Raw genomic sequence first — 15,169 nt, forward strand, 5'->3', positions numbered from 1 at the left:
TAAAAAAATCTGACATAAATGTAAGGAAGACATTTATGTCAGAAGCTTTAGTGAAGTAGTTATTTTATATAGTTTCTAATTTTGCTTCTAATCAAGCTAATAATATCTTCTTGCTTAGTATAATTAGTAATTAATAAATACTTTTTAAAAAATATTGTTTCTATGTTCCAAATGCAAAAATTATCAACTATAACTTTTCCATTAAGTTTATTGGTAATCATGATATTTACATAGGAATATGAATCTTGAGTTATCTTATCATTTTTACTAAAAGGTTTACCTAATTTACCAATAACAATCTCTATCTCAAAATCATCTATTTTACCACACTTATCATTTTTAATTTCTTTTGCTGCAAAGATAAACAGTTTTTCTATCTGCATTATATGTGATTCGAAATCCTTTTTAGAGGAAATGAGCCGCATATTCTTAATTCTTGGATTGACTATTTTTTTTATATAATAAGAAATTAATATTAACACTAGTAAGGGTATTAAATAAAATAAGATACTTTCAACCTGTAAATTCAATAAAATTTGAAAAATGATTAAGTAAAATATCAAGGGAATTATAAATAACAAATTCCAAAATTCACCTTTATTCTTAGCAAAAAGAATTACTATTAAAATTGCAATACTTACTATCCCATAAAACAAGCCCATTATTAATTCACCTGATTTTTATAAAAATATAATTTTATTTTTTATGCTTTCGTCCATATTCCATCCATCCCTTTACAAAATACCAGGAGAAAGTATAAATATCTGGTACCAACCCGAGGATACCACCACCAATCATTGCTGCTGCTTTTTTGGCAAAAGTCTTTAAAAGTTGATTCTTTGCTTGACTAATAATTGTTTTCACATATTTTCCACTATATTGAACCATATAGTTAATCTCAAGTCGCTTTTTCGTAAACTTGTGGATCATATCACCTAATGTGTATACCCCCGCTATTCTACCTACTATTAAACTATATAACGCTCCTGCATTTTGCCAACCAACATATTGTTGCAACCACCCAATCCATCCTTTTCGTAAAGCATATTTAAATTGAGCATTAGTCCCATTAGGATCTATCAACATGACAGGATTATTATTGGAATAACTATATCCATTAAGTGTAATGGGGTTATTCAAATCCCCTAAAATAGGATCCTGCGATAAAAATACACATGTTTCCGCAGAGTAATATCTAGCCATTAAATAATAAAGACTAGTATTTTCATCATAGCGATATCCTGCATAACGATAAGGATTTTCAGAGGCTAAATCGCCAGACTGGATCAAAAAATTCCCCATAGTGCCTAACGTCATCATAGGATATAAATTTTATTTAGCTAAGGTTAGAATCTTATTTATAAAAAACCTGTTTATCGTCATAGACATCAAGAATTTCACTATTACTACCATTATTAAAATAGTAATGGCCACACCAATAGTTCATGATAACTATTGGCGTAGCCATGTTAATTTTTACTCAAAGGGTTCCTATCCAAAAAATCATAAAAATAGTAATCACATAAATAATTATAAATTATGGCTGTTGATATTTATTAATCAACAGTCATAAATTTTTTAAAAGATGAAATATTCCTTTTCAATTTATCATTCAAGTTTGAATTACTCTAAATTATTCTCTAAAACAAACCCATTCTTCCAGGTTCCTACTAAAAGATATTCATCATTAGCACTGAATGCAGCAAAACATAAATATGGTATATATTCCATTAATATTTGTTCTAAGCCATCCAATCTTAGTATTAGTATACTTTCACTGTATGTAAGAACGACATACTTCTCATTATTTGATAAATGAATTTGCATAAAATATCCTGCTTTTTCCTTAAACTCATCTTTAATTATTTTTTTTTTCGTAACAATATCAGTGAAATCCATATTCATTAAAATCAAATCGTAATCATCAACTAAAATAAATAAATTATGAATAGAACTATATATAAGTGAATCCCAGAAAAAAACCTTCGAATTACTAATTATCTCAATTGAACTAGGCGAAATTGGCTCTTTAATCTTGATTATTTTATTTTCAACATAACCAGTTATTTTATTCAAAAGACTCAATGTAAATAAATGGAATTTATTATTTGGCTGATTGATAAATCCATTGTATTTAATTTGGGAGTTTTCATAATTTGTTAGAAGTGAAAAGTCTCCTGTGTCTACATCAACCGAAATAATTTGATTCCCATTTTTTGTATCCATAATATCTAATATTCTATTATTTTCTGTAATTCCAAAGCCATCATCAAGTAATTTGAAGTTTCTTTTTGAGGAAATTCTTTTGAGTAACTTTAAGTTTTCTAAGTCATATATCCATAGTCCACCACTTGTATTTTTAATAATTAATAACTTATTATTTCTTGAAAATTTAACACAACTTGGGTTCTTAGGAGAATTTATACTGATAGAATGGTCCCAATTATCAAATAAAATAACATTTGTATTTGTGCTATGACACATAAAGCGTTGATCCTCAGAGAAGATAATTTCAAAAGAAGTTTTCAATTTTTTCTTTATATTCATACCTAACATACTTGCTACACTCCTTAGATACCCACCTGCTTCGCAGGTAGGGTTACAATATTAAAATTACTGGTATCTGAATACAAAACATTATCAGTATAATTCTGAGCTATTCACCAAGTACTACTACACTTATTCGGTAATTATCTCCCTGTCACTTAATAGAATTCATTCTACATCTTCATTATTATTATTATAAATCTTTTTATAAAGTTGTTTTCTTTTTTATTGTTCCATTAACAGACAAAATAAAAAATACTATCATCTTTTATTTGCTAATAGAAGTTTGATTCATTAATTTATTAATTAAAATGGTGAACTAATACTCTTAGCTGTTAACCAGACCCTGACTGCCCGTAAAAGAGCCACTACATTCTTATGGTTTTTACTATAACTATTTCTTTTGTTATAAGCATTCCCCATAAGGGTGTTGATTGTGGAATAGTAAACATTTGTATGCATTCTTCTATGCAGTCCTGTTTTTATACTTATTAAGTTTATGGAATCGTTGACTGTTATACCTACATTCTTAAGAATGCCCCTAGCAAATTGAGCTTTTTTAGCCTTTTGTGCAACAATGTGATGTATTTCATAATTTGATCTATATTTTGGTCTAGATTTCACTCTGGCAAAGCTTTGATTTATTAAATTTCCTACTGCATTGAGTGATTTTATAAAATAATAAACTACCCCTACTCCCAAGACTGCAATCGTCGCAGCATATGCTACAGGTATTAGAAAAGCAAAATGTCCATTAGGATCTATCATCATTACTGGATTATTATTACCATAATTATATCCATTTAAAGATATAGGATTTTCTACATCTCCTTCTTCAGAATCCTTTGATAAGAAGATTGCAGTTTCAGAATTATAATATCTATCAACTAGATAATACAGCTTTGAATTTTCATCAAATCTATAACCTGCATAACGATAAGGATTTTCTGAAGCAATATCTCCAGACTGGGTCAAAATATTTCCCCATGCATCATATGTGTAGGATGCAACTTCTTTACCATTGTCATCTGTTAAAGCAATTACGTCTCCATGTTGATTATATAAATAATAATAAGTTTTTCCATTGGACGTCATTGTTAATGGCTGCCCAGCATCATTATAAGTATATTCTCTTAATATCTGGTTTTCACTATTTGTTTCATAGATTACTTGATTACCATCATAAAAATAATGGATCGTATCTGTTCCAGTTATACTACTAATTCTTTTTCCTTCTTCATCGTAAGTATATTTAGATATAGTTTTTCCTGTTTGATCCTTTATTTCTTCCAATTGATTTAGATCGTTAAAAATATACTCGTTTGATCCATCGTTTTTTAGATTCCCATTCTTATCGTATTGATAGGTCTTTTCTCCAACCTTAATCAATTGATTTGCATCATTGTAACTATATTGAGTAACTTTTGAATCGCCTGATTTTGTGATACTTTTTGAAATTCGATTTCCTACCTCATCATATTCATATGAAATTGTTGTTCCGTCTGGTAACTTTTCTTTCTTTAATTGGTCCAATTTATCATCATATGTGTAGCTTGTGGTTCCGTTTTTTTCGGAATAAATTTTGGTAATATTATTATTTGCGTCATAATCAAAAGTATAAGTGTCTAAAGGTTCTTGTGTACTGCTATTATTAAGCATATATTTACTTAATCGATTATGATTATAATACATTTCGATCGAATAACCATTTTTATATCTTACAAGTTTGGGAATACCTCCTTTTTCATAGTCAAATGTAGCTAAAGGAGTGGTATCCCCATTTTTTGTAATCGAACTTAGTTTATCCATTGAATTTATAGAAAATTGTAATGATTCAGTTTCATTACCTACTTGATACTTAAGAACTTGTTTTGTACCTAAATCTGTGTAGTTGATTAAATTCCCTCTGTCCACAATTGTATCTACAGAACCATCATCCTTATAAGATATGGTTTTTAATACATCGGAACCTTTGCATGGGAAATCTCCTTCACAAATTGTAGTTACACTGCCTGAGCTGTCATATCCATATCCCCACATGGTCATACCATTTACTTCGATACTCTTCAATTGATCAACAGAATAATCGTAGTTATTAATTATGATATGGTCATTTGGTAATAAGGTTTTTTCTAGATTCCCATTTAGGTCATACTGATAACGTGTTTCATCACCTAATGCATTTTTTTCCTTCTGAAGATTATTTTGACCATCATATTCAAAGTTTGTTTCTTTATTTTTGCTATTAGTGATTTTTGTTATGTTACCATTAGCATCATATTCGTATTTAGTTATCTTTTTGTTAGGATCACTAACTGTAGTAAGCTCATTCTTTTCATCATAAGTGTAGGTAAAGGAATTTCCTTTACCATCTGTACGTTCCAATACATTATCTTGATGATCTGTGACAGATTTTGTCTTATTTAGGAATGGATCAAAGCTTTCGACTGTTTTTAGATTTGTTTTATAATCATAATTTATATTTTCAGTTGAATCATTAGGGTGTGTTATAGACTGAATATCACCATATGAATCATATTGGTAAGTTTCAGTACCTGTATCTGGATACTTTATAGATAATAAATCACCCTTAGCATTGTAAGTATAGAATGTTGGGTTTTGATTTGAATCTATCATTTTTGCAATATTACTAAAAGTAGTATACTCATAGCTGATCGTGTGATGTTCAGGATCAGTAGTTGATGTTAAGTTCCCTTTATTATCGTAAGTATTTGTAGTCGGATGTCCATCCTCTATAATTGTAGTGGGATTATAGTTTTCATCTAGAGTATAAGTAGTTTCCATTCCGTCAGAATCTATTTTTTTAATTGTTACATATTGATCATTTGAATAATATGTTTCATGGTTTCCCTCAGGATAAGTAATGATTGAAGATTTATTTGCAATATCAATAGAATACTCCGTTCCTGGTCGATCACTAGGATCTTTAACACCATTTATTTCTTGTGGTTCTTGAACTTTTGTTAACATTTCATTTTGATAAGTAAAATCAGTTCGTCTACCGTTAGGGTCAATAATCGCTGATATTCGATTATCTTTATATTCAAATTGAGTAACTGAGTACGTTCCATCACTCTTTAATTGATTCATACTTATCATCTGGTCATTTTTATACGAATAAGTAAATTTACTACCTTCATAAGATACACTTTCAACATATCCATCAGTATTGTATGAAAGTTCAATGGATTTTACTAAACCATTACCTAGGTCACTAGTAATCTTAATTAATTGATGTTTTGAATTATATTCGAAATTAATTCGATTTCCATGACGGTCTTCCCAATATTGAAGAGTAGCTAAAGTTAAATCTGTATCATTATTAAACTCATCGATTTTAAAAACCTTTTTATTACCGTATTTGTCTTGTAGTTCATAATAATATACATATTTATTGTTAATTGATTCCGATGACTTTTTAATGGTTAAATATTTACCTGCTTCTGATTTGTATAGGGCACTGGCGTCATCATAAGTAAATTTATGAGTAGTTCCATCTTCATCTGTATAGTCAATATTATTACTGCCAACGTATAGGTTTTCTAAGCCAGTTGCTGTCCAACCGTAACCAAATATTGAATTTTCTTGCGATTTAGAATTATAGGTTCTATTAAAGTCTAAGCCAAATCCTCCACGAGATGGTAAAGTAAAATCTTCATATTGGATAACATTATTACCAGTTGTTAAATTAGTATAGCTAGTACCTCCAACTAGTGGATGAGAATCATATTCCCAATAATCTTCAATTCCTAATCTGGCTCCTGTTTTGTATGTGATGACTAATAGTGGCTGATATTGACCATCTATCGGATATTCACTTGAAATAAATTTTTTGTACGTATTTTTTGACTCACTATTACTTTTCAAAATAATACCATTGTTGGTAGATGGATTCGTCACCCACTTATTAATTAATCCAACTGGTATATCCCACTTTTGACTATATGCTAAATCTATTTGGTTTCCTACTTCCATGCTACTCAATACAGTTGAAGTATAATCTCCACCTTTCACACTCCAGGAGGTTAAAGGAGAAGTTTTGCTATAATTCCAACTAGCTTGATTTTCATCCCAACTATTAGACAATTGATAAGCACTAATATTAATAGGAGTATCATTGCTTACTGCAGACATCCATAAATTTAGATCAGCCTTCATAATTTCTGAATTTTTCGGAATAGAACTTACATTGAATTTTAATAAAGAACGTATAACATTGGTTTGTTTTGTATCTTTATATAGTCCAACACCTAATTCTGTATCATTTCCACCAGTTTGAGTAGGGAAATTGCTACGAATATTCGTGTCTTCCACGTTTTGAGATGAATTAATCCTTACTATGGTCGGATCAATGGTTAAAGGATATATTCTTTTCTTATCATTAAGCCAGTCTTGATTAGGTTTAATATGTAGGTAAAGTTGTCCATTTATTTCTTCATAATCCATACTTATTTCGTATGAGATTGCCTCTTCAGGGATGGACTTAATTTCTTTATTTGATTTATATCCTTGCGGAATAAATGAGTCGTACATTAATGGGGCATCAATATAATAAAGTTTTTCCTTGCTTTTAGGGTCGATAAGGTAGATTTCTTTGTTTTCTTGTTTTACTTCGAGGCCTTTTAAATCGATTTTGTAAGTATATTTCTCTGGAAAGCCATTTTCAGGTTTCTCTTGATATATAATGTCTTCTTTCACTCGATCTGAACCTAAACTATATTTAAGATTCACACCTTCAAGGACCTTCGGATAAGTAATGGAATTATCTTCTACAATCCCTTTTGAATTCTGAACCTTTGTTTCTTTTGGTTTATTGGTTTCTTTAACTGAATTTAAACCAAAATCAATTATTTTATCTTTATCTTCGATGCTAACAGTTGCATCACCATCTACAGACTTATCTAATTTTACCGAAAAGTCATTTGATTTATTTTCTACTTTGTTTTGATTTGGACTATCGACCAATTTATTATCGATATCTTTCCATTCACCATTCTTATCTTTATAGTGAATAGGAGTTTGGGATATTTCTGAGGTATACGTCCCATCATTATTTAGGAACGTTTTAGAATCAGCAGTTCTTAAATCTGTTTGTTCGATTCGATTTCCTCGACCTACTTTTCCCCCTGTATCTTTATTTGTCCCTTTCTCACTTTGATTGGTTTCTGCATGGACAATAAAGTTTGTTAATGGAATGTAAGCTATTGTTAAAGTAAATACAACAAGCCCAATTAACCATTTTCTAAAAATGTGTGTGTTTTTCATGCTGTTATCCTTCCTGGAATGTAATATTTTTGAAAGATTCCAGAAAGGATTGTAACATTTTAGACATAAAAGCTACCATGGTACATTGTAGTACGTATAGAAATAATAGGTATTATTGGTATATTAATCATAATTTATAAATCTCTAATCACTAATAACTTATAAAAAAATTAACAGGACCAAATGAGTCCTGTAATTTTAATTTAGATTTAATTTTCATATTAAACTTACTTGTAAAAATCATTATTCTTTTTTTTTTCCGTAATTAACATTCTTTCTTGTGTGATATTATTTCTTTCTTTTTACCTTATCTCCCTTACTCTTCATGATTCCCTAAACGATTTTTTTTGCCAAGTCTGGTGTTACCCCTTGTTCCTTTAGGCTATTTTTCCTTTTTGTTTTCGACATTATAAAATTTCTCCTCTCTATTTATAAAGCAATGTTCGTTTATTTTTATTGTTAAAAAGTATCGACATTTCTAGCAATAAATAAAACTTTTAATGCAATAAACTTGTACTACTCCCCTCCCTTCATAAACTATTACCAATGACGATATAACCTTGATATACTTATTAAAAAAGAGGGGTAATAGTAGGCAGAAGAGTGTGACTTCACTAAACCCAAGGTTCAATCTACCAAATACCAAATCAATAGTTAACACTGAAAAAGTTTCCAGATTCCTAACAGTCGATTAAATTGGATTGAAATTTTTTCTAGATAGAGGATAATTATATCTCTTTTAAGATGCCAACTTCATTTAAATAAGTTAAGCTGCTATACCTGCAAAGTACAATTTCCAATAGTTTTTTAGATAAAGGGTGTAATAATTCTAAAAATATACAAAAGTTGGATAACTAATCGATCCTTTAATGTTGTAAAGTACTTATAAGGAGGGAATGATTTTGAAAAGACTAACTTTATTATTTATGTTGCTAATTTTGCTTATTGGTTGTTCCAAAATAACTGTTGCCCAGACCATTACAGATGAGGTTACAACTCCCAAATTAGAAATTATAAATAATATTAATTCTGAAATGATCACATTTCATAATATGTCCGATTCTATGGACAGGGGGAATCATGAATTAAGTGACAAAGTCGTTGTTGTTAATACACAAATTGAAAAGTCAAAAATAACTCGAGGAAGTGTCGTTCTATTTAAAAATATCGATGGTGAAAAAGTAATAACAAGAATTTTAGGGGTTCCAAAAGAAGAAATATATGTTCAAGATGGTCAAGTATATATAAACTCAAAGGAACTAGATACTTTTTATGGAAAAGTTCATCGATTAGGCTATTCACAAGAGGAATATTTCGAAAGTATGGATAAAAATAAAATTTCCTATAATAAAGAGGAAATGGAAAAACTATTTAAACAAAACATAAAAAAAATTACTCTTGGTAAAAATGAATTTTTTGTGAGTGGAGATGATTGGTTGCGAAGTGACCAAATGAAAATCAAAACTGGAGATATTATCGGGATCGTGATTGGATACAAAAACAAAAACTAGATTATTTCGTGATGCGGCTGGGGGATAGTGTTTTAGTAGAGCCATCTCGAGTAATCCAAGAATCAATATAATATGGTCTTCTTGCCGATACCTTTGTTGCTAAATATTCTAATTTTGTTACAAGTATTGAATTGCTATAACCTGTATAAGTTAATTTAAAATTATTTATAAATTCTCCCCACCTTCAAATTGATATCCTAATGTAGTGTACGTACAGGTATTCCCACTACCAGAATGTCCCATTTTGTTTTCATCCTTTAATTTGTCTCGTATAGAAAATCGGATAAAACGAAAATTGGCCTTCAAGAATCTAAAAACTGGTTCCACATCGATTTTGTGTTTTCGATAGATGTCACTGTTTTTCTCTTCTCAAGGTTTTATTGTGAAGCATTGCGCATAAAATTCCCAATATTATCTACCCGATTTGGGTGTAGTGACAGCAACGCTGGTATTACCCCGTATAAGTAATTCCTTTTGAACTAACTGCTTTAACGTATTTATTAGATGATTTCTTTCTCTGTGAAAATCTTTTTACACTTTATTTTCCCGGTCTCCATGTTAGATCTACTGTGTTTATACAAAAAGTATCCTATAGGTAGACTTTTTTCATGTCCACTCTATAGGATACTTTTAATTCAATTACTTTTATCTTAAGAAGCCATCAATTTTTTTGACACTGCAGGTAAGCCATAACTATTTTTTCAACGAAATCTTCACAACATCATCAAAATATTTTGTTGTATTATATCCATTAATCATCAGCTTTTTAGGGATCACAGTCTCTCCGGCGTAGTTACTTTTTAACTGTATCTCTTGAACAGTATAGAAATAACGGGGTTGTTCGATTTCTTCATATGCGAAGGGGGTTTCCTTCTCATCGTATTTAATCCCATTCTTATCAACCAGGACCCATTCAGAATTCATCTCCATTGAACTATATTCTTTTTCAGCCTCACTCACAATATCGTAATTAAGTGACTCAAATGCTCGATTCTCGATGTCATGATTGCTTATAACAATATTAGTAGACTCTCCAACTTCCACCTTGTCAATAGAGATCGTACTGCCAGCATATTCAAAGGTTTCAGGATATTTACTAGAAGGATCGAGTTCTATCGCTTGTTGGTGTTCAAATGTTAAACGAGCAAATCCGAATTGAACTTTTATCTCTTTTGGTTTTTCTCCATAAAGTGAGGGAAATTTTGTTTGAAACATACTTTCATTCATGTTGAAATCTGTAAAAGAGCTGTCATAGATAGTCGCTTTCACTTTTTTATTGTTTATTTCCAAATTATTAGCAGTAAGAAACTCTACCCGCTTCACTGGCTGTTCATTATTAACTGCATATTTTAGAATTGTCGCTGTTGGAGCAATGGTTAGTTTATTAAATCGAACAGGGATTCCTTCTATTTCTGTTGTTTCATCCAATGCATATTCTTTAGATGGCCATTTTGTTACAGGGATCTCGAAGTTCCATTCCCCTGTTTTATATTCCATATTCTCGTAAACTCCAAAACTATTTGGGTCAGAAGGGTCACGAACCAATTTTAGAAGCTGTGTGATTTTTAGTTTAATTGTCCCATTATCCTTTGTCAGTGCCAGGAGACTAAGCTTTCCTTGAAACACGTTCTTTTCCTTATTATTTTGATCCGATTTAAGATCAGGAGGATAATAGTACATGTGACCTGTTTCCCTATTCATGATTTCATATTCATTTTCCACAGAAGCACCTTCATTATAAACGATCGCATATTGATTATTTTCAGCTGTATCCTCTATTTCATAAAAAACAAGCGTCTGGACATCATCAGCGATCGCGCTCCTAATCTTAATCTTCACCCCATTACTTTCCGCTTCCAGATCCAGCCTTTTAACCAGCCCCTGTTGTAAAAGGTCACGTAATTCCGGATCTTCTTCTGCCCATGTATAGTAGAGGCTAGTAAAAGATCCTGTAAAAACTTCTATGCCAATTAATAAAGCGAACACACTTGCAAAAACAATCCCCAATCTTTTCCGTTTCTTACTCTTCAATCTTCTTTGCTTATCCTTTTCTGTCAGCCTAGCTGTGACATTCTCCATGAAATCAGACGGCACATGGAAATCTTTCATACTACTAGTAAAATTTAATAGAGTTAACATGATTTCCTTAAAGTCAGCGAAATCCTCCTGACAGTCTTGACAATGATACATATGTACCTCAAATTCAACCTTTTTCTCCCGCTCCAATGTTCTCTCTATGTAATCAATGTAATTTTGTTGATACTCGTTACAGCTCTTAAAGCGTGACTCATCCCCCATTCCTTTTCTAAGTGACTGGAGACCGGAAAACAAATACTCTTTCACCTGTTTCACTGAAGCTTGGAGAAGTTTTGCTGTATCCTCCTGGGAAATTCCTGTGATATACGTAAGGACTACTGCCTCTTTCTCAACCTTTTTCAACTGATCAAGTGCATTAAATAAATCATGGCGTGGTTCGCCTTTCTCAGAAACTTGTAAACTACGATCATCGGAAATCTCCTGGCAAATATGAATAAAAATAGAAGTTACCCACGTGTCGAATGATAGTTCTCTTTTATATCGCGGCAACTCCTTGTGGACTTTTACAATGGATCGGTAAAAAAGCTCTTCCATTTGCTCCTGACTCTTAAGATAGGACCAACCTAGAATATAGAATGATTGTTTATGTTGATCGAACCAATCGACGATCGATTCGACACTTTTTTCTTTTGACTTAGTCATTGAAATGGGACCCCTTTTTGCTGGAATCATAATTGTATCCCCCTTTATCCTTAATGATATAAGGAGAACCAATTATTTACAATATCAGAAGACAAGAACTTTTCAGTTTTTTCACCTTAATGAGTTATTCTATCGCTGATTGACTGATTCTAAGTAAGGAAGTCCCCCCTTGAAATATATGAAATGCTAAAGAGGAGCGAAAACGCCCCCCTCTTTTGGTCCATTATTTACTAAGCAGTCCTCTCCAATTCCCCTTTTTTCTTCACCTTCCGCTTCTTTTTCAAAGTGAATTTCTTAATAAATCCTGCCAAGCCGGAAGGGAATCCAAGCAGTACCACGATATATAAGAACCCGAGGATAATGGTCCATCTTTCAAAAATAGGGTAGGACATCGCAAGCTCTGAGAGGTAATGCCTTAAAAACTCAATTATTCCTGCCCCGGCAATGGATCCAGCAAGTGTTCCTAGTCCTCCAATCATCGTCATTAATAGCGCATCGAGCGTGACTTCGATGGAAAAGACATTGGTATTGATGAATCTTAATGATACAGCATATAGTGCTCCACTAAAGGATGCGGCCACCCCTGCCGTTACACTGGCGATTAGCTTATAATGCAGCGTTCTAAACCCTAATGCCGCTGCCCGATATTCATTCTGAGAGATGGCTTTTAACACTTTGCCAGTAGATGATTCCGTGAAAAGCTTCAGCAGAATAAACACAACCGCCACACTGAGGAGTGCAATATAATAGAAGGAAGTACGATCCTTGAATACATCAGGCACACTGAATGTAAATCCATCTCCCCCATGTGTGAATCCACGCCACTTCTCCGCTAAAACGAGAAAAAGCTGGGAAACCGCCAATGTCAGCATCGCATAAAAATGGCTTTTGAGCCTTAACGATAATAAGCCGATGATATAGCTCACCAAGGCTGACAGGACAATTCCTATAACCAAACCGATGATAAACGTAAGCAGATTGGCTTCCAAATGATTAAAAATAATCGCCGTACTGTAGGCACCAATTCCAAAGAACATACAATGACCAAAGGATACGATACCGGTATACCCTAAAAGGATATCAAAGCTCATCGCAAAAATAGCAAAGATAAAGATTTGTGTGAATAAAATCAGTATGCTTCGGGAGTCGTTGACAAATGGGAACAGCAGCATAATCAAGACAATGGCAAGCCCCCCATACATTGGAACCTTATGAAATAGCCCTCTCATACTGCACTCCCCTTTTCTCCCAGCAGTCCAGTTGGTTTCACTAATAAAACAATAACCAAAAGGAGCATATTCAATGCGAGTGACAAATCAGGCATAAAATAGGCCATAAAGGCTCCCGCTACACCTACAATCAGGGAAGCAAGTGCAGATCCTTGCAGGCTGCCCATTCCGCCAATGATCACGACAATGAAAGCTAATATAGCGTACTGCATGCCCATTTCCGCAAAAACGACTCCTGAATATGGCGCCAAAAGCGCCCCTCCTAAAGCAGCCAATGCCGCTCCCAGCAGGAAGACAAAGGTAAACAGTCCCTTTACATTGATTCCGAGCGCCTGGACCATTTCCTTATCCATGACACCAGCCCTGATCATCAGGCCGATCTGCGTACGGCTGAGCAGAAGCCATAATGCCAAATATAGAAGCAAGCCGATCACAATCACAAACACACGATATTTAATAATAATAATTCCGTCAAATTGATAGCTTCCTTCCAGCCATCCCGGCAAATTTACCCGAATGGGATTGGGTCCCCAAAAGATTTTGATGCTTTCTGATAAAATCAGCATGCCACCTAATGTGATCAGCAGCTGCCGGACATGATTCCCGTAAACTGGCCGAATGAGAAATCTCTCCATGACCCAGCCTAATCCGATTCCGATCACAATGGCACCAGCAATCGCTAATAAAAAGCTGTTTGTTTCCTTAAAAATCCATGCGCCTGAAAAAGCCCCCCAGACGAATAATCCGCCATGGGCAAAATTCAACACATTCATTAATCCAAAAATTAAAGTAAGTCCAGCAGCCAGAAGGAAAATAAGCAGCCCTGTTGAAACCCCATTGACCAATAAATTAATAAAAACTTCCATTTCCAGCCCCCCTTCGTTTCCTACGTATTGTCAAAACTTTATATCATTCTATTTTCGGTAATTATTTAGATCGAATAGTTCCGTATTTCCGATAGATTAGTTACCTTATTTCCTCTTTCTTTCGGGTTTCGGGAACCTTTCCGATAGATTCGTTACCTTTCTTCCTCTTTCTTTCATGTTTCGGGAACCTTTCCGGGCGGTTTGTTCCCTTTCTTCCTCTTTCTTTCGGGTTTCGGGAACCTTTCCGGGCGATTGGTTCCCTTTCTTCCTCTTTCTTTCGAGTTTCGGTCATCATTCCTATCGATTGGTTACCCTATTTCCTCTTTCTTTCATGTTTCGGTCATCATTTCGAGCGATTGGTTACCCTACTTCCTCTTTCTTTCCAGTTTCGGTAACCTTTCCAAGCGGTTGGTTACCTTTCTTCCTCTTTCTTTCATGTTTCGGTCATCATTCCGGGCGGTTTGTTACCTTTCTTCCTCTTTCTTTCCAATTTCAGTCATCATTCCGAGCGATTGGTTACCTTACTCCCTCTTTCTTTCAGGTTTTGGTAACCTTTCCGGGCGGTTGGTTACCCTATTTCCTCTTTCTTTCCAGTTTCGGGAACCTTTCCAATCGATTGGTTACCTTTCTTCCTCTTTCTTTCGAGTTTCGGTCATCATTCCGAGCGATTGGTTACCTTTCTTCCTCCTTCTTTCAAGTTTCGGGAACCTTTCCGAACATTTGGTTACCTTTCTTCCTCTTTCTTTCAGGTTTCGGTCACCTTTCCGATCGATTGGTTACCCTACTTCCTCTTTCTTTCCAGTTTCGGTAACTATTCCGATTGATTTGTTACCTTTCTTCCTCTTTCGTTCGAGTTTCGGTCACCTTTCCGGCCGATTGGTTACCCTACTGCTTCTTTCTTTCCAGTTTCGGGAACCTTTCCGGCCGATTGGTTACCCTACTTCCTCTTTCTTTCCAGTTTTGGGAACCATTCTGGTCGATTAGTTACCTT

Annotated in this window: 8 protein-coding genes and 1 pseudogene; 1 reads left to right on the forward strand and 8 read right to left on the reverse strand. The window is 33.4% G+C overall.

The annotated features are described in order from the left end of the window. Window positions 1-59 precede the first annotated feature (59 nt). The 4 genes from I5818_RS19395 to I5818_RS19410 form a co-directional block, all read right to left on the reverse strand. The gene (locus I5818_RS19395) at window positions 60-662 is read right to left on the reverse strand and encodes a hypothetical protein (protein ID WP_071977080.1); all 603 of its coding nucleotides are present in this window, start codon (window positions 660-662) and stop codon (window positions 60-62) included. Window positions 663-696: 34 nt separating this feature from the next. Then, a complete protein-coding gene (locus I5818_RS19400) occupies window positions 697-1,290 on the reverse strand; it encodes an RHS repeat-associated core domain-containing protein (RefSeq protein WP_071977079.1) in 594 nt (197 codons plus the stop codon). 333 nt (window positions 1,291-1,623) lie between these two features. After that, window positions 1,624-2,556 (reverse strand): hypothetical protein, encoded by a 933-nt coding sequence (locus I5818_RS19405; protein ID WP_071977078.1) that lies wholly within the window; start codon window positions 2,554-2,556, stop codon window positions 1,624-1,626. 297 nt (window positions 2,557-2,853) lie between these two features. Further along, window positions 2,854-7,833 (reverse strand): DNRLRE domain-containing protein, encoded by a 4,980-nt coding sequence (locus I5818_RS19410; RefSeq protein ID WP_071977077.1) that lies wholly within the window; start codon window positions 7,831-7,833, stop codon window positions 2,854-2,856. A gap of 902 nt (window positions 7,834-8,735) precedes the next feature. Between I5818_RS19410 and I5818_RS19415 the strand changes: the two genes are divergently transcribed. Next, on the forward strand, window positions 8,736-9,344 hold the full coding sequence (locus I5818_RS19415; protein ID WP_071977076.1) for a S26 family signal peptidase: 609 nt from the start codon (window positions 8,736-8,738) through the stop codon (window positions 9,342-9,344). Between the two features lie 165 nt (window positions 9,345-9,509). On the opposite strand, the pseudogene I5818_RS26475 reads toward I5818_RS19415, so the two are convergent. The 4 genes and pseudogenes from I5818_RS26475 to I5818_RS19430 all read right to left on the reverse strand — a co-directional run. Then, window positions 9,510-9,713, reverse strand: a pseudogene (locus I5818_RS26475) (hypothetical protein); the annotation flags it as partial. Window positions 9,714-10,037: 324 nt separating this feature from the next. Next, window positions 10,038-12,113, reverse strand: a complete 2,076-nt coding sequence (locus I5818_RS19420) for a DUF4179 domain-containing protein (protein ID WP_139254941.1) — start codon at window positions 12,111-12,113, stop codon at window positions 10,038-10,040. Window positions 12,114-12,313: 200 nt separating this feature from the next. Next, window positions 12,314-13,267, reverse strand: coding sequence for a branched-chain amino acid ABC transporter permease (locus tag I5818_RS19425; protein WP_071977100.1), 954 nt, complete (start codon window positions 13,265-13,267; stop codon window positions 12,314-12,316). Between the two features lie 41 nt (window positions 13,268-13,308). Next, a complete protein-coding gene (locus I5818_RS19430; protein ID WP_058003270.1) occupies window positions 13,309-14,178 on the reverse strand; it encodes a branched-chain amino acid ABC transporter permease in 870 nt (289 codons plus the stop codon). Window positions 14,179-15,169: the final 991 nt, after the last annotated feature.

It is taken from the genome of Heyndrickxia oleronia (genome assembly GCF_017809215.1).
Taxonomy (GTDB): Bacteria; Bacillota; Bacilli; order Bacillales; family Bacillaceae_C; genus Heyndrickxia; species Heyndrickxia oleronia.

Bases quoted from the DNA above. Each gene is read 5' to 3' on its own strand.
- I5818_RS19395 (WP_071977080.1), bottom strand. From the start codon at position 662: ATGGGCTTGTTTTATGGGATAGTAAGTATTGCAATTTTAATAGTAATT.
- I5818_RS19410 (WP_071977077.1), bottom strand. From the start codon at position 7,833: ATGAAAAACACACACATTTTTAGAAAATGGTTAATTGGGCTTGTTGTA.
- I5818_RS19420 (WP_139254941.1), bottom strand. From the start codon at position 12,113: ATGATTCCAGCAAAAAGGGGTCCCATTTCAATGACTAAGTCAAAAGAA.
- I5818_RS19430 (WP_058003270.1), bottom strand. From the start codon at position 14,178: ATGGAAGTTTTTATTAATTTATTGGTCAATGGGGTTTCAACAGGGCTG.
- I5818_RS19405 (WP_071977078.1), bottom strand. From the start codon at position 2,556: ATGTTAGGTATGAATATAAAGAAAAAATTGAAAACTTCTTTTGAAATT.